This is a genomic window from Streptomyces sp. NPDC048659 (genome assembly GCF_040650575.1).
Taxonomy (GTDB): Bacteria; Actinomycetota; Actinomycetes; order Streptomycetales; family Streptomycetaceae; genus Streptomyces.
The window spans coordinates 13,727-31,509 of sequence record NZ_JBEZHM010000073.1 but is presented as its reverse complement, the minus strand read 5'-3'; the positions used below and the strand labels follow the sequence as shown (position 1 = coordinate 31,509).

At 70.3% G+C, this 17,783-nt stretch carries 17 protein-coding genes, 1 tRNA gene and 1 pseudogene; 11 read left to right on the top strand and 8 right to left on the bottom strand.

Annotated features, from left to right (window positions below; genetic code table 11):
• A pseudogene (locus AB0C99_RS35005) lies at positions 1-91 on the top strand (ABC transporter permease); the annotation flags it as partial.
• Between the two features lie 74 nt (positions 92-165).
• On the opposite strand, the gene AB0C99_RS35000 reads toward AB0C99_RS35005, so the two are convergent.
• Positions 166-236: transfer RNA gene (locus AB0C99_RS35000), tRNA-Gly, on the bottom strand.
• A 412-nt stretch (positions 237-648) separates the two neighbouring features.
• Here AB0C99_RS35000 and dcd point away from each other — a divergent pair.
• Both dcd and AB0C99_RS34990 read left to right on the top strand, forming a co-directional pair.
• Complete coding sequence (dcd, locus tag AB0C99_RS34995; protein ID WP_362483784.1) at positions 649-1,224, top strand: dCTP deaminase; 576 nt, start codon at positions 649-651, stop codon at positions 1,222-1,224.
• Positions 1,225-1,237: 13 nt separating this feature from the next.
• Entirely contained in the window at positions 1,238-1,735 is a 498-nt protein-coding gene (locus AB0C99_RS34990; protein WP_024755952.1) for a phosphoribosyltransferase, read from the top strand.
• A 111-nt stretch (positions 1,736-1,846) separates the two neighbouring features.
• On the opposite strand, the gene AB0C99_RS34985 is transcribed toward AB0C99_RS34990, so the two are convergent.
• The 4 genes from AB0C99_RS34985 to AB0C99_RS34970 all read right to left on the bottom strand — a co-directional run bounded on the left by AB0C99_RS34985 (position 1,847) and on the right by AB0C99_RS34970 (position 6,378).
• Positions 1,847-2,317, bottom strand: a complete 471-nt coding sequence (locus tag AB0C99_RS34985; protein WP_362483782.1) for an NUDIX domain-containing protein — start codon at positions 2,315-2,317, stop codon at positions 1,847-1,849.
• A gap of 114 nt (positions 2,318-2,431) precedes the next feature.
• Positions 2,432-3,394 carry a Yip1 family protein gene (locus AB0C99_RS34980; protein WP_362483781.1) on the bottom strand — a complete coding sequence of 321 codons (963 nt, stop codon included), beginning with the start codon at positions 3,392-3,394 and terminating at the stop codon, positions 2,432-2,434.
• 106 nt (positions 3,395-3,500) lie between these two features.
• Positions 3,501-5,762 (bottom strand): (Fe-S)-binding protein, encoded by a 2,262-nt coding sequence (locus AB0C99_RS34975; protein WP_362483779.1) that lies wholly within the window; start codon positions 5,760-5,762, stop codon positions 3,501-3,503.
• 118 nt (positions 5,763-5,880) lie between these two features.
• Entirely contained in the window at positions 5,881-6,378 is a 498-nt protein-coding gene (locus tag AB0C99_RS34970) for a sugar transferase (RefSeq protein WP_362483777.1), read from the bottom strand.
• A 270-nt stretch (positions 6,379-6,648) separates the two neighbouring features.
• Between AB0C99_RS34970 and dnaK the strand changes: the two genes are divergently transcribed.
• The 4 genes from dnaK to AB0C99_RS34950 are packed head-to-tail and all read left to right on the top strand — an operon-like array spanning position 6,649 to position 10,803.
• On the top strand, positions 6,649-8,493 hold the full coding sequence (gene dnaK, locus AB0C99_RS34965; RefSeq protein WP_362483775.1) for a molecular chaperone DnaK: 1,845 nt from the start codon (positions 6,649-6,651) through the stop codon (positions 8,491-8,493).
• Positions 8,493-9,137: a nucleotide exchange factor GrpE gene (gene grpE, locus AB0C99_RS34960; RefSeq protein WP_362483773.1), complete on the top strand. Its 645-nt coding sequence runs from the start codon at positions 8,493-8,495 to the stop codon at positions 9,135-9,137. Before dnaK ends, grpE begins: the two co-directional genes overlap by 1 nt.
• A gap of 30 nt (positions 9,138-9,167) precedes the next feature.
• Positions 9,168-10,349, top strand: a complete 1,182-nt coding sequence (gene dnaJ / locus AB0C99_RS34955) for a molecular chaperone DnaJ (protein ID WP_362483771.1) — start codon at positions 9,168-9,170, stop codon at positions 10,347-10,349.
• A gap of 4 nt (positions 10,350-10,353) precedes the next feature.
• A complete protein-coding gene (locus tag AB0C99_RS34950; protein WP_362483769.1) occupies positions 10,354-10,803 on the top strand; it encodes a helix-turn-helix domain-containing protein in 450 nt (149 codons plus the stop codon).
• Positions 10,804-10,845: 42 nt separating this feature from the next.
• Here AB0C99_RS34950 and AB0C99_RS34945 read toward each other — a convergent pair whose 3' ends face one another.
• Complete coding sequence (locus AB0C99_RS34945; RefSeq protein ID WP_362483767.1) at positions 10,846-11,862, bottom strand: helix-turn-helix transcriptional regulator; 1,017 nt, start codon at positions 11,860-11,862, stop codon at positions 10,846-10,848.
• A gap of 127 nt (positions 11,863-11,989) precedes the next feature.
• On the opposite strand from AB0C99_RS34945, the gene AB0C99_RS34940 reads away from it, so the two are divergent.
• Together AB0C99_RS34940 and AB0C99_RS34935 are read left to right on the top strand one after the other, a co-directional pair.
• The gene (locus tag AB0C99_RS34940) at positions 11,990-12,193 is read left to right on the top strand and encodes a hypothetical protein (RefSeq protein WP_362483765.1); all 204 of its coding nucleotides are present in this window, start codon (positions 11,990-11,992) and stop codon (positions 12,191-12,193) included.
• On the top strand, positions 12,190-12,510 hold the full coding sequence (locus AB0C99_RS34935) for a (2Fe-2S)-binding protein (protein WP_362483764.1): 321 nt from the start codon (positions 12,190-12,192) through the stop codon (positions 12,508-12,510). Before AB0C99_RS34940 ends, AB0C99_RS34935 begins: the two co-directional genes overlap by 4 nt.
• Positions 12,511-12,629: 119 nt before the next feature.
• On the opposite strand, the gene AB0C99_RS34930 is transcribed toward AB0C99_RS34935, so the two are convergent.
• Positions 12,630-13,034, bottom strand: coding sequence for a pyridoxamine 5'-phosphate oxidase family protein (locus tag AB0C99_RS34930; protein WP_362483762.1), 405 nt, complete (start codon positions 13,032-13,034; stop codon positions 12,630-12,632).
• A gap of 142 nt (positions 13,035-13,176) precedes the next feature.
• On the opposite strand from AB0C99_RS34930, the gene clpB reads away from it, so the two are divergent.
• Positions 13,177-15,765 carry an ATP-dependent chaperone ClpB gene (clpB, locus tag AB0C99_RS34925; RefSeq protein WP_362483758.1) on the top strand — a complete coding sequence of 863 codons (2,589 nt, stop codon included), beginning with the start codon at positions 13,177-13,179 and terminating at the stop codon, positions 15,763-15,765.
• 123 nt (positions 15,766-15,888) lie between these two features.
• Complete coding sequence (locus AB0C99_RS34920) at positions 15,889-16,425, top strand: YbjN domain-containing protein (RefSeq protein WP_362483756.1); 537 nt, start codon at positions 15,889-15,891, stop codon at positions 16,423-16,425.
• A 44-nt stretch (positions 16,426-16,469) separates the two neighbouring features.
• Here the strand turns inward: AB0C99_RS34920 and AB0C99_RS34915 are convergent, their stop codons facing one another.
• Positions 16,470-17,597 (bottom strand): glycosyltransferase family 39 protein, encoded by a 1,128-nt coding sequence (locus AB0C99_RS34915; protein ID WP_362483754.1) that lies wholly within the window; start codon positions 17,595-17,597, stop codon positions 16,470-16,472.
• Positions 17,598-17,783: the final 186 nt, after the last annotated feature.

Here is a 17,783-nt window from a genome sequence, read left to right as displayed (position 1 = left end):
GCTGACCATCGCCTCCGAGTACGGCACCGGCATGATCCGCACGACCCTGACGGCCTGCCCGAGCCGGTCGCGGGTGCTCGCCGCCGGCGCCGGCGGCATGGTGCACGGCTCTGAGCCGGACAACGACGAAGGCCCAGGTCAATGACCTGGGCCTTCGTCTCTACGAGCGGATGACGGGAATCGAACCCGCGCTATAAGCTTGGGAAGCTCATGTTCTACCATTAAACTACATCCGCGAAAACCGCCCCCAAGATCGGGTGCGACATCGTTGCACACTGTACCCCATGCGCCACTTGAGGCGAAGCGCGTCCGTCCGGGGGCTGCGGAGTGCCGCGTGGAGTCGTGTCCCGTTGATCCCCTAATGTGGCTCTCTCGTCCACCACTTGGGTTGTCGGGGAAGGGACTTGATGGGTTCGATGGAGCGCACCGTCGTCCGTTGTGCCGAGGGGCACGTTTTCAGCACCGCTTCGTTCCCGCTGCAGCATCTCGGCGCGGGACGGATCGGGCCCGCGCGGCTCGTCCGGTGTCCGCGGTGTGCGCGGCTGCGGCATGCGGTGCCCGTGGAGATCGGGCAGCGCTGACGATGTCCGGAGGGTGTGGGTGCTTCCCGATTGGGGGAGCTCCGCACCCTCTGCGTATCGTGGGAGCGTGCTTCTCTCAGACAAGGACATCCGGGCCGAGATCGATGCCGGACGGGTGCGCATCGACCCGTACGACGAATCCATGGTGCAGCCCTCGAGCATCGACGTGAGGCTTGACCGCTTCTTCCGGGTGTTCGAGAACCACCGCCACCCCCACATCGACCCCGCCATCGAGCAGCTGGACCTGACCCGCCAGGTCGAGCCCGAGGGGGACGAGGCGTTCATCCTGCACCCCGGCGAGTTCGTGCTCGCCTCGACCTACGAGGTCATCACCCTGCCGGACGACATCGCGTCGCGCCTGGAGGGGAAGAGCTCCCTGGGGCGGCTCGGGCTCGTCACGCACTCGACCGCCGGGTTCATCGACCCCGGTTTCTCGGGGCACGTGACCCTGGAGCTGTCGAACCTGGCCACCCTGCCGATCAAGCTCTGGCCGGGAATGAAGATCGGGCAGCTGTGCATGTTCCGGCTCAGCTCGCCCGCCGAGTTCCCGTACGGCAGCGAGCGGTACGGCTCGCGGTACCAGGGGCAGCGGGGCCCGACGGCCTCCCGCTCCTACTTGAACTTCCATCGGACCCAGGTGTGAGGCGGTCGCAGGCATGAGTGAAGTACGCGAGAACCTGACGTACGAGGGCTTCGGGACCGCCGTCCGCGAGCTCGCCCAGACCATCGCCGACGACGGCTACGAGCCCGACATCGTGCTCTCCATCGCCCGCGGCGGCGTCTTCGTCGCCGGCGGTCTGGCCTACGCCCTGGACTGCAAGAACATCCACCTCGTGAACGTCGAGTTCTACACGGGCGTGGGGACCACCCTGGAGATGCCGGTCATGCTCGCGCCGGTGCCCGACGCGATCGACTTCTCCGACAAGAAGGTCCTGATCACCGACGACGTCGCCGACACCGGCAAGACGCTCAAGCTGGTCCACGACTTCTGCGTCGACCACGTCGCCGAGGTCCGCTCCGCCGTCATCTACGAGAAGTCGCACTCCCTCGTGAAGTGCGAGTACGTGTGGAAGAAGACCGACGAGTGGATCAACTTTCCCTGGTCCGTCGAGCCGCCCGTCGTCAAGCGCGAGGGCCAGGTCCTCGACGCCTGAGGCGGGCCCTCGCCGTCCGCTTCCGGTCCGTCCCGCGCCTCCGCCAGGAGGTCGAGGACCCCGGTTCCCTGGGTAGTCCACCGGATCGGAAGCGGGACGGAAGCGATCAGGTCAGCCGAGATAGGGCCGCTCGCGGTGCTCCAGGAAGTGGCGGAGCCTGAGCCGCTGCGTGTGGTGCATCGGGAGTTGGCCCAGTTCGTCCGGACGGACGAACCGTAGCTCCGTCGACTCGTCCGAGATCGCCAGTTCTCCGCCGACGATCCGCGCGGTGAAGCAGACGTTGAACTGCCGGCGCACCTCGCCGTCCGTGTAGGCGATGACGTGCCTCGGGTCGGTGTACGTGCCGACGAGTCCCGTGATCTCCACGTCCAGGCCGGTCTCTTCCTTGACCTCGCGGACGGCCGTCCCGGGCAGCGAGTCGGTGAGGTCCATGCCCCCGCCGGGGAGGGCCCACAGATCGTTGTCGCGTCGACGTTGGAGCAGGATGCGCCCCTGCTCGTCGGTGACGACGGCCGAAGCCGCGACGACCATGCTGTTCGGCTTGGGCGCGTTCGGGTCGTCGTAGTACTCGGTCCGGGCCATGGTCACCCCTCGTGCCGTACCTGCGTAAGTGGGATCGCGCGCAGCGGTACGCGTGCGAAGGCCCCGTCCGGGATCCCCGGCGGGGCCTTTCTCACGCCTCTCAGCGGCCGGCTCCTACAGCGTGCCCAGCTTGATCAGGCTAAGCAGGGCCACCAGCTGGATCGCCGACGCCCCCAGGGCCTTCGGCCACGGGAGGTCGTGTGAGCGGCTCACCATGACCGTGAACAGGGCGCCCGCCGCCAGCCAGGTCAGCCAGCCGATGACCTGCACCAGGCCGTTCTCGCCGCCCAGGAAGGCCGCGAAGACCAGGCGCGGGGCGTCCGTGAGCGACATGATCAGCATCGACAGGCCGACCGTCGGCTGCCAGGCCCCGTCGCCGCCGAGCTGGCGCGCGAGGGTGTGGGTCACCGTGCCCAGGATCAGGCTGCCGACCACGAAGGCGACGGCCGTGATCAGCGCGGCCGAGACCGTCGGGTCGACCGTCTCCGTGCCGGTCTTCTCGAAGCCGAAGATCGCGAGCAGCCCGTAGAGCAGCGTCACGATCAGCGCCGGGCCCCACACCGCGTGGTCCCGCATCCGCAGGAACGTGTCCGCCGGGCGCAGCACGATGCCGCTCAGCAGCGCCTTCCAGTGCAGCCGCGGGCCCGTCGGCACGGGGGCGGCGCCGGCCTGGTACGTGGCGCCCTGGCCGTACGGGTCGTCGTGCACGCTGAAGACCTGGGTGTGGCCCGGGTTGTTCGCCGCCGCGTACTGCTGCCGGTCGTGCGGGTGCGGGGGCTGCTGCTGCCCGTACGGCTGCTGCTGCGGGTCGCCGAAGTACTCCGGCTCGCCGTACGCCTGCTGCGGGGGCTGCTGCCCGTACTGCTGCGGGGGGTACTGCTGCGGGTACGGCGGAGGAGCCGCCTCGTACCCGTAGGGCCCCTGCTGCGGGCGTTGCGGGTGCTGCGGTTGTTGCGGTTGCCGCGGGGGGCCGCCGGCCCGGCCGCGTCCGTTCCTGAATCCAGCCACGTCCATGAACGTACCCGCTCCCGCCGCGGGATCGCTCCCCGGCGGCGGAGTGCGGCAGAGCTGTGACATCCCCTAGGGGTCGTCCCTCGGTCGGACGGCGGTACGGCGAGAGGGCCGCCCCCGCCGGCTGCGGCGGTCACGGCCCTCTCGTCTCGTAGGTGCTACGGCGTCGGTGTCACGCCGCCGGCTCCGGCTCGGGCTCCGGCTCCTCGGCCGGCTCCGGGTCGGCCGGGGTCTTCACCGAGTCGAGGAGCAGCTGGGCCACGTCCACGACCTGGAGGCTCTCCTTGGCCTTGCCGTCGTTCTTCTTGCCGTTGACCGAGTCCGTCAGCATGACCAGGCAGAACGGGCAGGCGGTGGAGACGATGTCCGGGTTGAGGGACAGGGCCTCGTCGACGCGCTCGGTGTTGATGCGCTTGCCGATCCGCTCCTCCATCCACATCCGCGCGCCGCCGGCGCCGCAGCAGAAGCCGCGCTCCTTGTGGCGGTGCATCTCCTGCTGGCGCAGGCCCGGGACGGCGGACATGATCTCGCGCGGGGGCGTGTAGACCTTGTTGTGGCGGCCCAGGTAGCACGGGTCGTGGTAGGTGATCAGGCCGTCGACCGGGGTCACCGGGACCAGCCTGCCCTCGTCGATGAGGTGCTGGAGCAGCTGGGTGTGGTGGATGACCTCGTACTCGCCGCCGAGCTGCGGGTACTCGTTGGCGATGGTGTTGAAGCAGTGCGGGCAGGTCGAGACGATCTTCTTCGCCGACTTCGGCTTCTTCGTCTCCGGGTCGTCGTCGTCCTCGCCGAACGCCATGTTCAGCATGGCGACGTTCTCCTGGGCGAGCTGCTGGAACAGCGGCTCGTTGCCGAGGCGGCGGGGGGAGTCACCGGTGCACTTCTCGTCGCCGCCCATGATCGCGAACTTGACGCCCGCGATGTTCAGCAGCTCCGCGAACGCCTTCGTGGTCTTCTTGGCGCGGTCCTCCAGGGCGCCGGCGCAGCCGACCCAGTAGAGGTAGTCGAACTCGGAGAGGTCCTCCGCGTCCTTCCCGATGATCGGGACCTCGAAGTCGACCTCCTTGGTCCACTCGACCCGCTGCTTCTTGGCCAGGCCCCAGGGGTTGCCCTTCTTCTCCAGGTTCTTGAGCATCGTGCCCGCCTCGGACGGGAACGCGGACTCGATCATCACCTGGTAGCGGCGCATGTCGACGATGTGGTCGATGTGCTCGATGTCGACCGGGCACTGCTCGACGCAGGCGCCGCAGGTGGTGCAGGACCACAGGACGTCGGGGTCGATGACGCCGTTCTCCTCGGCGGTGCCGATGAGGGGGCGCTCGGCCTCGGCCAGGGCCGCGGCGGGGACGTCCTTGAGCTGCTCCTCGGTGGCCTTCTCCTCGCCCTCCATGGTCTTGCCGCCGCCCGCGAGCAGGTACGGCGCCTTGGCGTGGGCGTGGTCGCGGAGCGACATGATGAGGAGCTTGGGGGAGAGCGGCTTGCCGGTGTTCCAGGCGGGGCACTGCGACTGGCAGCGGCCGCACTCGGTGCAGGTGGAGAAGTCGAGCAGGCCCTTCCAGGAGAACTGCTCGACCTGGGAGACGCCGTAGACGTCGTCCTCGCCCGGGTCCTCGAAGTCGATCGGCTTGCCGCCGGAGGTCATCGGCTGGAGCGCGCCGAGGGCGGTCTCGCCGGTGGCGTTGCGCTTGAACCAGATGTTCGGGAAGCCGAGGAAGCGGTGCCAGGCGACGCCCATGTTGGTGTTCAGCGAGACCACGATCATCCAGATGAACGAGGTGCTGATCTTGACCATGGCGGTGAGGTAGATCAGGTTCTGCAGGGTCGCGACGCTCAGGCCCTTGAAGGCGAGGACCAGGGGGTACGAGGCGAAGTACGCGGCCTCGTAGCCCTCGACGTGGTGGATCGCGCCTTCGAGGCCGCGCAGCACGTAGATCGCGAGGCCGATGGTGAGGATGACGTACTCGACGAAGTACGCCTGGCCCGCCTTGGAGCCGGCGAAGCGAGACTTGCGGCCGGCCCGGCCCGGGAGGCTCAGCAGACGGATGACCATGAGGACGGCGATGCCGAGGATGGTCATGACGCCGATGAACTCGATGTACAGCTCGAACGGCAGGAAGCCGCCGATGACCGGCAGCGTCCAGTCGGCCTGGAAGAGCTGCCCGAACGCCTGCGCGAGGGTGGGCGGCAGGGTCAGGAAGCCGACGGCGACGAACCAGTGGGCGAAGCCGACGATGCCCCAGCGGTTCATGCGCGTGTGGCCGAGGAACTCCCGGACGAGCGTCACGCTGCGCTGGTAGGGGTTGTCGGTCCGGGCGCCGGCCGGGAGGCGCTGGCCCAGCTTGAAGTAGCGGACGAACTGACCGATGGCGCGAGCGAGCAGGGCAACGCCGACCACGGTCAGGGCCAGCGACACGATGATCGCGGCGAGCTGCATGAGGGGCTCCTCGGGCGGGGGCCAGTCGGGCCTACTAAGCGGTAACTTATTCAGTCCGTGCCGAGATTACCCGCTCGTGGCGCCGCACTGTAGCGGAGCTCACGGTGATCTGTGTCGCTCAGGCAACCCTTGCCGTCGGCGGTGCGTTGCGGCGTCGGCGGACTGCAGGAAGCGTACGCGCAAGGATCACCAGGTCCATGCCGAGCCAGTGGTGGTCCACATAGTGGAGGTCCAGCAGCTCGCGCTCCTCCCAGGGCAGCTCCGAGCGCCCGCTGATCTGCCAGAGTCCCGTCATCCCCGGGCGTACGGTCAGCCGGCGCCGTCCGTCGCCGGTGGACTCCCGGTGGCCGGGCGCCAGCGGGCAGGGCCCCACCAGCGACATCTCGCCCCGCACGACGTGCAGCAGCAGCGGCAGCGTGGCCAGCGGGCTCCTGGTGCGGAAGGTCAGCATCGTGAAGACGCGCCCGCCCCGCCCCGCGACCGGGCGGCGGCGCAGCGCCCCGCGCGGGCTGCTGGTGCCGAGGGCGACCGAGAGGGCGACGAGGGCGATCAGCGGGGAGAGCAGGGCCAGCAGGGCCAGCCCGCCCGCCACGTCCACCGCGCGTTTCGCCGTCATGCGCGCGTACCTCCTGGGGAGAATCATGGGACCGGTAGGAATCATGAGACTGGCGAGAATCATGGGATTTGTCCGGACTCTCTCACGCGCCGGCGGTCCTTATCGGGGAATGACGCGCCCTCTGCGACCCTTTGAGTGAGGCTCCCTGAGCGAGGAGGAGAGTGAAGACTTGAGTCGGGTCCACTCAAGTCTGTTGACTCCGGCTCGGGTGTGATGCATCCTTGAGTCAGATCCACTCAAGTCAGTCAGCAGTCAGCTGGAGGAATCGAAATGGCACGTGCGGTCGGCATCGACCTGGGCACCACTAACTCCGTCGTCAGCGTTCTCGAAGGCGGCGAGCCCACCGTCATCACCAACGCCGAAGGCGCCAGGACCACGCCGTCCGTCGTCGCCTTCGCCAAGAACGGCGAGGTGCTCGTCGGCGAGGTCGCCAAGCGCCAGGCGGTCACCAACGTCGACCGGACCATCCGGTCCGTGAAGCGCCACATGGGCACCGACTGGAAGATCGAGCTGGACGGGAAGAGCTTCAACCCGCAGCAGATGTCGGCGTTCATCCTCCAGAAGCTGAAGCGCGACGCCGAGGCGTACCTGGGCGAGAAGGTGACCGACGCGGTCATCACCGTCCCCGCATACTTCAACGACTCGGAGCGCCAGGCCACCAAGGAGGCCGGCGAGATCGCGGGCCTCAACGTCCTGCGCATCGTCAACGAGCCGACCGCCGCCGCCCTGGCGTACGGCCTCGACAAGGACGACCAGACGATCCTCGTCTTCGACCTCGGTGGCGGCACCTTCGACGTGTCCCTCCTGGAGATCGGCGACGGCGTCGTCGAGGTGAAGGCCACCAACGGTGACAACCACCTCGGTGGCGACGACTGGGACCAGCGCGTCGTCGACTACCTGGTGAAGCAGTTCGCCAACGGGCACGGCGTGGACCTGTCCAAGGACAAGATGGCCCTCCAGCGTCTGCGCGAGGCGGCCGAGAAGGCGAAGATCGAGCTGTCCTCCTCCACGGAGACCTCGATCAACCTGCCGTACATCACGGCCTCCGCCGAGGGCCCGCTGCACCTGGACGAGAAGCTCACCCGCGCGCAGTTCCAGCAGCTGACCGCGGACCTCCTGGACCGCTGCAAGACCCCGTTCCACAACGTCATCAAGGACGCCGGCATCGCGCTGTCCGAGATCGACCACGTGGTCCTCGTCGGCGGCTCGACCCGTATGCCGGCCGTCGCGGAGCTCGTCAAGGAGCTGACCGGCGGCAACGAGGCCAACAAGGGCGTGAACCCGGACGAGGTCGTCGCCATCGGCGCCGTCCTGCAGGCCGGTGTCCTCAAGGGCGAGGTCAAGGACGTCCTGCTCCTCGACGTCACCCCGCTGTCCCTCGGCATCGAGACCAAGGGCGGCATCATGACCAAGCTCATCGAGCGCAACACCACGATCCCGACCAAGCGGTCCGAGATCTTCACGACGGCCGAGGACAACCAGCCGTCCGTGCAGATCCAGGTCTACCAGGGCGAGCGCGAGATCGCGGCGTACAACAAGAAGCTCGGCATGTTCGAGCTGACCGGCCTCCCGCCGGCCCCGCGCGGCGTCCCGCAGATCGAGGTCGCCTTCGACATCGACGCCAACGGCATCATGCACGTGACCGCCAAGGACCTGGGCACGGGCAAGGAGCAGAAGATGACCGTCACCGGCGGCTCCTCGCTGCCGAAGGACGAGGTCAACCGGATGCGTGAGGAGGCCGAGCAGTACGCGGAGGAGGACCACCGCCGCCGCGAGGCCGCCGAGAGCCGCAACCAGGGCGAGCAGCTCGTCTACCAGACGGAGAAGTTCCTCAAGGACAACGAGGACAAGGTCCCCGGCGACGTCAAGACCGAGGTCGAGACCGCCGTCGCCGAGCTGAAGGAGAAGCTCAAGGGCGAGGACTCCGCGGAGATCCGCACCGCCACCGAGAAGGTCGCGGCCGTCTCCCAGAAGCTCGGCCAGGCGATGTACGCCGACGCCCAGGCCGCCCAGGGTGCCGCCGGCGCCGAGGGTGCCCAGCAGGCCAAGGCCGACGACGACGTCGTCGACGCCGAGATCGTCGACGACGAGAAGCCGAAGGGCGGCGCTGCCTGATGTCGGAGGAGACCCCGGGCTTCGACGAGAAGCCCGAAGTCCCCGCCGAGGGCACGCCCGAGGAGCCCGAGACCGCCGCCGCCTCCGCCGACAAGGCGGAGGGGGCGGCCCCGGCCGGGGACGCGAGTGACGTGGCCCTGCTGGCGCAGCTGGACCAGGCCCGTACGGCGCTCGGCGAGCGCACCGCGGACCTCCAGCGCCTGCAGGCCGAGTACCAGAACTACCGCCGCCGGGTCGAGCGGGACCGCGTGACGGTCAAGGAGATCGCCGTGGCGAGCCTCCTGACCGAACTGCTGCCCGTGCTCGACGACATCGGCCGGGCCCGCGAGCACGGCGAGCTCGTCGGCGGCTTCAAGTCGGTCGCCGAGTCGCTGGAGACCGTCGCCGCCAAGATGGGCCTCCAGCAGTTCGGCAAGGAGGGCGAGCCCTTCGACCCGACGATCCACGAGGCCCTGATGCACTCGTACGCGCCGGACGTCACCGAGACGACCTGCGTGGCGATCCTGCAGCCGGGGTACCGGATCGGCGAGCGGACCATTCGGCCCGCGCGCGTGGCCGTCGCCGAGCCCCAGCCGGGCGCGGCCCCGGCCGGCAAGGAAGAGTCGAAGGCCGACGAGGAGAGCGGTGCCCCCGAAGAGGGGTGACGCAGTGACCGTCCGGAAGGAGGGACGTCGATGAGTACGAAGGACTTCGTCGAGAAGGACTACTACAAGGTTCTCGGCGTCCCCAAGGACGCCACCGACGCCGAGATCAAGAAGGCGTACCGGAAGCTCGCCCGCGAGAACCACCCGGACGCCAACAAGGGCGACACCAAGGCGGAGGAGCGCTTCAAGGAGATCTCCGAGGCGAACGACGTCCTCGGCGACCCCAAGAAGCGCAAGGAGTACGACGAGGCCCGCGCCCTGTTCGGCAACGGAGGCTTCCGTGCCGGGCCGGGCGGCGGCGGCTCGTTCAACTTCGACCTGGGCGACCTCTTCGGCGGCGCCCAGGGCCCCGGCGGAGCCGGTGGCTTCGGGGGCGGCGGCGGTCTCGGGGACGTCTTCGGCGGCCTGTTCAACCGCGGCGCCGGCGGTGCGGGCACCCGCACCCAGCCGCGCCGCGGGCAGGACATCGAGTCCGAGGTGACGCTCAGCTTCACCGAGGCCATCGAGGGCGCCACCGTGCCCCTGCGGATGTCCAGCCAGCAGCCCTGCAAGGCGTGTTCGGGCACCGGCGACAAGAACGGCACCCCCCGGGTGTGCCCGACCTGCGTCGGCACCGGGCAGGTCTCGCGCGGCAGCGGCGGCGGCTTCTCGCTGACCGACCCGTGCGTGGACTGCAAGGGCCGCGGCCTGATCGCGGAGAACCCCTGCGAGGTCTGCAAGGGCAGCGGCCGGGCCAAGTCCTCGCGGACCATGCAGGTGCGCATCCCGGCGGGTGTCAGCGACGGCCAGAAGATCCGGCTGCGCGGCAAGGGCGCCCCGGGCGAGCGCGGCGGGCAGAACGGCGACCTGTACGTCGTCGTGCACGTCGACGCGCACCCGGTGTTCGGCCGCAGGGACGACAACCTCACCGTCACGGTGCCCGTCAGCTTCGCCGAGGCGGCGCTCGGCGGCGAGGTCAAGGTCCCGACGCTGGGCGGCCCCCCGGTCACCCTGAAGCTGCCCGCGGGCACGCCCAACGGGCGCACCATGCGCGCGCGGGGCAAGGGCGCCGTCCGCAAGGACGGCACGCGCGGCGACCTCCTGGTGACCGTGGAGATCGCGGTGCCGCAGGACCTGGGCGACAAGGCCCGCGAGGCCCTGGAGACCTACCGCGAGGCCACGGCGGGTGAAGACCCCAGGGCAGAGCTGTTCCAGGCCGCGAAGGGAGCTTGAGGACATGGACGGTCGTCGCCGTAATCCGTACCAGCTGACCGACGAGACGCCGGTGTACGTCATCTCGGTGGCGGCCCAGCTGTCCGGTCTGCACCCGCAGACCCTCCGCCAGTACGACCGTCTGGGCCTGGTGTCCCCGGACCGCACCGCGGGCCGCGGGCGCCGCTATTCGGCCCGCGACATCGAGCTGCTCCGCCAGGTGCAGCAGCTGTCGCAGGACGAGGGCATCAACCTGGCCGGCATCAAGCGCATCATCGAACTGGAGAACCAGGTCGCGGCGTTGCAGAGCCGGATCGCCGAGCTGTCCTCGGCGGTCGAGGGCGCGGCGGCGGCGATGCGCCAGCGCGAGGCCCAGGTCCACGCCTCGTACCGGCGGGACCTGGTGCCCTACACGGACGTGCAGCAGGCCAGCGCGCTGGTCGTCTGGCGGCCGGGGCACAAGCGCGGCGAGTAGCCCGTGACCGCCGGCCCCGGCCGGCAGCCCTTCCCGTACGTCTCAGGACGCTCCCGAGGCCCCTTCCGCATCCGCGGCGGGGGCCTCGTCGAGTATTCCGGACTGGGCGATGAGGAAGCCGAGCTGGGCGCGGCTGCCGCTGCCGAGGGTGGTGGCCAGCTTGGCGATGTGGGCGCGGCAGGTGCGCACGTTCATGCCGAGGCGGCGGGCGATGGCCTCGTCGACGTGGCCCTCGACCAGCAGCTTGGCGATGGAGTGCTGGACGCCGCTGATGCCGTCCCTGCGCTGGGCGCCCGGGACCTGTTCGCCGAAGGGGGTGGCGCGGGCCCAGGACTGTTCGAAGACGGTCGCCAGGTACTCCACGAGCCCGGGGTGGCGCAGTTCGAGGGCGACCTGGCGGTCCTGGCGGGCGGGGATGAGGGCGATGGAGCGGTCGATGATGATGAGCCGCTCGATGCTCTCCTCCAGGGTGCGGACCTGGAGCCGGTTCATGCCGGCCTGTTCCAGGTAGACCTGCATGCCGGGGCTGTGGCGGGCGGTGTGCTGATAGAGGGTGCGGACCCGGACGCCGCGGTCCAGGAGCGGCTGGACGCGGTTGAGGGCGGTGTTGAGGGTGTGTTCGCTGCGGCCGCCGCCGGGCTGGACGGTGAGGAGTTCCTGCGAGCACTCGGCGGTGGCCCGGCCGAGGACGGCGTCGATGCGGTGGATGCCTTCGAGCACGGTGATGGCGTGGGTGGTCGAGGGGTCCTGGGCGCTGATGGCCATGAAGGGTTCGAAGGTGCTGGAGAGGCCCATGGCCAGAGCGCGCCGGTCCTGGATCTCGCGTTCCAGGGGCTGTACGAGCCGGGCGAGCGCCGCGGAGGGCGGGACGGGCCGCAGCCAGGAGGGATCGTCCGGATCGGGATGCAGCAGGTCGAGGTCCATGAGACAAGGTGCGGCTTCTGCCTCGGTCCTGGTTATTCGTCCGATCCGCAACGCACTTGCGTACAAGTCCGTTCCGGCTGCACAGAGGTCGACATGCCCGTGGGGATGTGTCGGTTCTGTCAGTTTCTGCGGCATATGCACATCCCCCAGGATCCTGTATTTCAGGAACATGATGCATTGCCCCAGTGGTGCGAGCGCAAAGACTGAGCCATCGTCTTGTACGCGGGGGAGAGGAAACCATCAAGTGAGGTCGAAGCCGCTCATGTCCACGAAACTGCTTCGCTCGATACTTGCTTCCGTCTTCATTGGGGCGGCGGCAGTAGGAGCGCTGGCCGTCAGCGACCCGGTGTGGGACAGCACGCCCGCCACGGTCGTCGCGGCACCGATTGACCCCGTCTGGGACTTCGTTCCGGCCGGGATGCTCGACCCGGTGTGGGACTCCAGCCCGGCGGACGCGGACGCATGACCGTGCCCCCGGACGACCGGTCCTTCCGGCGGGAGATGGCTTCGGCCTACCGGTCCGGGTGGCACTTCGTCGATCTCGTCACGGCCATCCCCCACCGTGGCGACTCGCTGATGGTCACCCTCTTCGGAGAACCGATCGTCGTCGCCCGGGAACAGGACGAGGACGTCCGTGCCTACCGGTGTATGCGCCGGCCCCGTGGCGCCCCGCAGCCCGTCCGCTGTGCCATCCGGTACGGCATGATCTTCGTCAATCTCGACCAGCGGGACCACCAGCTGGTCGAAGCCGAGGCCATCACCGCCACCCCCCGCAGTGCCTGAGCGATTCCCCCGTCGTTGTAGATCGCTCCGGCACTTCCCCCACACAGCGGCGCCATCGCGGACCTGAAACGCGATGGCGCCGCTGTGCGTCTCCGGCCGGACGGCCGGATTCCGGTCCGCTACGCCCGGCCCATCGCGCGGGTCAGCGCGATCTCGATGACCACCCGGTCCGGGTTCGGGGCCGGGGTGCGCCCGTAGCGCGCCGCGTAGCGGTCCACCGCGTCCGCGACCACCTCCGGCTCCGTGCGGATCCGGGCGACGCCCTCCAGGGTGGCCCAGCGCCCCTTGTCGACCTGGCAGACGGCGACCTTCGCGCCCTCCTCGCCCGCCGCCAGCACGTTGGCGACCTTCCGGCTGTGCCTGTTGGTGATCACCCGGGCCAGCCCCTGCTCCGGGTCGTACGTGACACCGACCGCCACCACGTGCGGGGTGCCGTTCGGGCGGAGCGTGGTCAGGGTGCTCATGTGGTACTCGCGCCAGAAGCTGAGATAGGTGTCGCCGGGGTTCCTCGGGTCAGTCGCCATGCCCGGAAACTACCGCCGCGCGGCCCCCCGCCGATACTCCGGCGGACCTTGAGTGGAATAGACTCAACTTTATGTACGCTGTATGAGTCATACGGGTACGAGGAGTACGTACGAGTCGAGCTCAACGGAGGAGACCCCGCACGTGGACGCCGAACTGACCAACAGGAGCCGGGACGCGCTGAACGCGGCGAGCAGCCGCGCCGTGTCCCAGGGGCACGCCGATCTGACCCCCGCGCATCTTCTCCTGGCGCTGCTCGCGGGTCAGGACAACGAGAACATCACCGACCTGCTCGCCGCCGTCGAGGCCGACCAGGCCGCCGTACGCTCCGGAGCGGAGCGGCTGCTCGCCGCGCTGCCCAGCGTCACCGGCTCCACGGTCGCGCCCCCGCAGCCCAACCGCGAGCTCCTCGCGGTGATCGCCGACGCCGCCGACCGCGCGAAGAAGCTGGGCGACGACTTCATCTCCACCGAGCACCTGCTCATCGGCACCGCCGCCAAGGGCGGGCAGTCCGGCCGCGTCCTCGACGCGCAGGGCGCCACCGCCGCCCGCCTCCAGGACGCCTTCGAGAAGAGCCGGGGCACCCGCCGCGTGACCACCGCCGACCCGGAGGGCTCGTACAAGGCCCTGGAGAAGTTCGGCACCGACTTCACCGCCGCCGCCCGCGAGGGCAAGCTGGACCCGGTCATCGGCCGCGACCACGAGATCCGGCGCGTCGTCCAGGTCCTCTCCCGCCGCACCAAGAACAACCCGGTCCTCATCGGCGAGCCCGGCGTCGGCAAGACCGCCGTCGTCGAGGGCCTCGCCCAGCGGATCGTGAAGGGCGACGTGCCCGAGTCGCTGCGGAACAAGCGGCTGATCTCGCTCGACCTCGGCGCCATGGTCGCCGGCGCGAAGTACCGCGGCGAGTTCGAGGAGCGCCTGAAGACCGTCCTCTCCGAGATCAAGGAGAGCGACGGCGAGGTCATCACCTTCATCGACGAGCTGCACACCGTCGTCGGCGCGGGCGCCGGCGGCGACTCCGCCATGGACGCCGGCAACATGCTGAAGCCCATGCTGGCCCGCGGCGAGCTGCGCATGGTCGGGGCCACCACCCTCGACGAGTACCGCGAGCGGATCGAGAAGGACCCCGCCCTGGAGCGCCGCTTCCAGCAGGTCCTGGTCGCCGAGCCGAGCGTCGAGGACACCGTCGCCATCCTGCGCGGGCTCAAGGGCCGCTACGAGGCCCACCACAAGGTGCAGATCAACGACTCCGCCCTGGTGGCCGCCGCGACCCTGTCCGACCGGTACATCACCTCCCGCTTCCTGCCCGACAAGGCCATCGACCTCGTCGACGAGGCCGCCAGCCGGCTGCGCATGGAGATCGACTCCTCGCCCGTCGAGATCGACGAGCTCCAGCGCTCCGTCGACCGGCTCAGGATGGAGGAGCTCGCCCTCTCCAAGGAGACCGACGCCGCCAGCGTCCAGCGCCTGGAGAAGCTGCGCCGCGACCTCGCCGACCGCGAGGAGGAGCTGCGCGGGCTCACCGCCCGCTGGGAGAAGGAGAAGCAGTCCCTCAACCGGGTCGGCGAGCTCAAGGAGCGCCTCGACGCGCAGCGCGGGCTCGCCGAGCGCGCCCAGCGCGACGGCGACTTCGACACCGCCTCCAAGCTGCTGTACGGGGAGATCCCGGGCCTGGAGCGGGAGCTGGCCGAGGCCACCGAGGCCGAGCGCGAGGCCCAGAAGGACACCATGGTCAAGGAGGAGGTCGGCCCGGACGACATCGCCGACGTCGTCGGCGCCTGGACCGGCATCCCCGCCGGGCGGCTCCTGGAGGGCGAGACGCAGAAGCTGCTGCGCATGGAGGACGAGCTCGGCCGCCGCCTGATCGGCCAGAGCGAGGCCGTCCGCGCCGTCTCCGACGCCGTCCGCCGCACCCGCGCGGGCATCGCCGACCCGGACCGGCCCACCGGCTCCTTCCTCTTCCTCGGCCCCACCGGCGTCGGCAAGACCGAGCTGGCGAAGGCCCTCGCCGACTTCCTCTTCGACGACGAGCGGGCCATGGTCCGCATCGACATGTCGGAGTACGGCGAGAAGCACTCCGTCGCCCGGCTCGTCGGCGCGCCCCCCGGCTACGTCGGCTACGAGGAGGGCGGCCAGCTCACCGAGGCCGTCCGCCGCCGCCCGTACAGCGTGGTGCTGCTCGACGAGGTGGAGAAGGCGCACCCGGAGGTCTTCGACGTGCTGCTCCAGGTCCTGGACGACGGGCGGCTCACCGACGGCCAGGGCCGCACGGTCGACTTCCGCAACACGATCCTGATCCTGACCTCGAACCTGGGCAGCCAGTACCTGGTCGACCAGGGGACCTCCGAGGACGAGAAGCGGGCCCGGGTGCTGGACGTGGTCCGGGCCAGCTTCAAGCCCGAGTTCCTCAACCGGCTCGACGAGATCGTGGTCTTCTCCGCCCTGGACCGGGACGAGCTGGGCCGCATCGCGCGCCTCCAGATCGACCGGCTGGCCCGCCGCCTCGCCGACCGCCGGCTCACCCTGGAGGTCACCCCCGAGGCCCTGGCCTGGCTGGCCGACGAGGGCAACGACCCGGCGTACGGCGCCCGGCCGCTGCGCCGCCTGATCCAGTCCGCGATCGGCGACCGGCTGGCCCGGGAGATCCTGTCCGGCGAGGTCCGCGACGGGGACACGGTCCGGGTGGACCGCTTCGAGGACGGCCTGATCGTCGGCCGGGCCGAGGTCTGACCGGCTCCCGGAGCGGCGCCCCCGCGGCCCGGATCAGCTTGCAGCGGATCCGGGCCGTGGGGGCTTGCCACCCCCCGCCCGGCATGAGGGAGGATGGCCGCATCCGTACGAAGGGAAATCCCGGTGAGCATCGACCCGTCCTCGATTCCGAATTTCGGGGGTCAGCCCCAGCCCCAGGCCGCAGGACCGGCGGGCCCCGTCGTTCCCGACCAGGACCTGGTGAAGCAGCTCCTCGACCAGATGGAGCTGAAGTACGTCGTCGACGACGAGGGTGACCTCGCGGCGCCGTGGGAGGAATTCCGCACGTACTTCATGTTCCGCGGCGAGGACGAGCAGCAGGTCTTCTCGGTCCGCACGTTCTACGACCGCCCGCACGCGGCGGACGACCGCGCCAAGGTCCTCGACGCGATCGACGACTGGAACCGGCGCACCCTGTGGCCCAAGGTCTACACCCACCTGCACGAGGAGGAGGACGGCTCGGCCACCCTCCGCCTCATCGGCGAGGCCCAGATGCTGATCGGCACGGGCGTGTCGCTGGAGCACTTCGTGTCCTCCACCGTCAGCTGGGTCCGCGCCTCGATCGAGTTCGACAAGTGGGTCGTCGAGCAGTTCGGCCTGGAGACCCCGGAGGACAAGGAGCCGGGCGAGCCCGGCGAGTGAGCCACGCCTCCTGACGCCTGGGGCGCCTCTGACGCCCATGGCGCCTATACGGCCATGCGTGCCAGCGTGAGCACGTACGGCCCGTAGCCGAACGAGAGCCCGGCCAGGCCCGCGATCACCAGGATCGCGGCGCGTGGCCGGGCTCTCGTCAGTGCCAGGGCCACCGGGAGCAGCAGCGGGAAGGCGGGCAGCAGGAAGCGCGGCTTCGACTCGAAGAAGCCGGAGCCGCCGACGGTGATCAGGACGAGCACCCCGGTGTAGACGAGCACCGGCAGCGGCGGGCGCTCCACGAGCGCGAGCAGCGCGAAGAGCAGCACCCCGACACCGGTGATGACCAGGGCCATCACGAAGCCCGCCTGGGTCGGGCCGCGCAGCATCTCCCGGACGAAGCGGAGGGCGCCCCGGCCGAGGTCGAAACGGGAGGTCCAGCCGTCCTGGACGGCGAAGTAGCCGCCGAGCGGATCGCCGGTGCGGGCCCCGACCCACAGCACGTACGAGAGCCAGCCGGCCGGGGCGAGCAGGGCCGCCGCCCAGGGGCGCGGCCCGGTCCGGCCGCGCCGCCGCCACACCTCCACGGCGACGGCGGCCAGCACGGCGGCGGCGACGGCCACCCCGTTGGGCCGGGAGAGCCCGGCGAGCGCGGCGAGGGTGCCGGCGAGGAGCCAGCGGCGGGTCAGCAGGGCGTACAGCGACCAGGCGGCGAAGGCGGTCATCAGCGGTTCGGTGTACGCCATGGTCAGCACGAACGAGTGCGGCAGCAGCCCCCACAGGAGCACCAGCACCACGGCCGCCCGGCGGCCCGCGATCCGCTCGGTGACCAGGTAGATCCCCCAGGCCGCGGCCCCGGCGGCCAGCCAGGACAGCAGCAGGCCGGCCGTCCCGTACGCGACCGGGAGGACGGTCGCGACGGCGCGCACGAGGCCCGGGTAGAGCGGGAAGAAGGCCAGGTCGGACTGGACGGCGCCGTCGCCCCAGGGCACGGTGCGGCCGTAGCCGTGGGCGGCGATCCGGGTGTACCAGTCGGAGTCCCAGGACTTCGCGAGCAGGGCCCGGGGGGAGCGGTCCAGGTGCCAGGCCCACAGGGCGAGGACCAGGGTGCCGGTGAGGCGGGCGGCGGCGAACAGCCCGAGCGCGGGGGCCGCCCGGTGCAGCGCGGACTGCCATCGGGGCACCCGCCGGGCGCCGGCGGGGGCGGCGCGCGGGGCGGACGCCGGGCGGTCGAGGGTCTCGGCGGACAGGGGGCACCTCCGTGCGCGCGGAAATCCGATCGCATCCGACACGTCTGACGGCATATCGGATGACGCATCAGACGACATATCGGGCGAAACGTCGGACGACAAATCGGTTTACCCGATCAA

What these genes read in the sequence shown, in the direction of transcription:
- AB0C99_RS34990 (WP_024755952.1), top strand. Translation starts at nt 1,238, where the DNA reads ATGAGTGAAGTACGCGAGAACCTGACGTACGAGGGCTTCGGGACCGCC.
- AB0C99_RS34985 (WP_362483782.1), bottom strand. Translation starts at nt 2,317, where the DNA reads ATGGCCCGGACCGAGTACTACGACGACCCGAACGCGCCCAAGCCGAAC.
- AB0C99_RS34980 (WP_362483781.1), bottom strand. Translation starts at nt 3,394, where the DNA reads ATGTCACAGCTCTGCCGCACTCCGCCGCCGGGGAGCGATCCCGCGGCG.
- AB0C99_RS34975 (WP_362483779.1), bottom strand. Translation starts at nt 5,762, where the DNA reads ATGCAGCTCGCCGCGATCATCGTGTCGCTGGCCCTGACCGTGGTCGGC.
- AB0C99_RS34970 (WP_362483777.1), bottom strand. Translation starts at nt 6,378, where the DNA reads ATGACGGCGAAACGCGCGGTGGACGTGGCGGGCGGGCTGGCCCTGCTG.
- dnaK (WP_362483775.1), top strand. Translation starts at nt 6,649, where the DNA reads ATGGCACGTGCGGTCGGCATCGACCTGGGCACCACTAACTCCGTCGTC.
- grpE (WP_362483773.1), top strand. Translation starts at nt 8,493, where the DNA reads ATGTCGGAGGAGACCCCGGGCTTCGACGAGAAGCCCGAAGTCCCCGCC.
- dnaJ (WP_362483771.1), top strand. Translation starts at nt 9,168, where the DNA reads ATGAGTACGAAGGACTTCGTCGAGAAGGACTACTACAAGGTTCTCGGC.
- AB0C99_RS34950 (WP_362483769.1), top strand. Translation starts at nt 10,354, where the DNA reads ATGGACGGTCGTCGCCGTAATCCGTACCAGCTGACCGACGAGACGCCG.
- AB0C99_RS34945 (WP_362483767.1), bottom strand. Translation starts at nt 11,862, where the DNA reads ATGCCGCAGAAACTGACAGAACCGACACATCCCCACGGGCATGTCGAC.
- AB0C99_RS34940 (WP_362483765.1), top strand. Translation starts at nt 11,990, where the DNA reads ATGTCCACGAAACTGCTTCGCTCGATACTTGCTTCCGTCTTCATTGGG.
- AB0C99_RS34935 (WP_362483764.1), top strand. Translation starts at nt 12,190, where the DNA reads ATGACCGTGCCCCCGGACGACCGGTCCTTCCGGCGGGAGATGGCTTCG.
- AB0C99_RS34930 (WP_362483762.1), bottom strand. Translation starts at nt 13,034, where the DNA reads ATGGCGACTGACCCGAGGAACCCCGGCGACACCTATCTCAGCTTCTGG.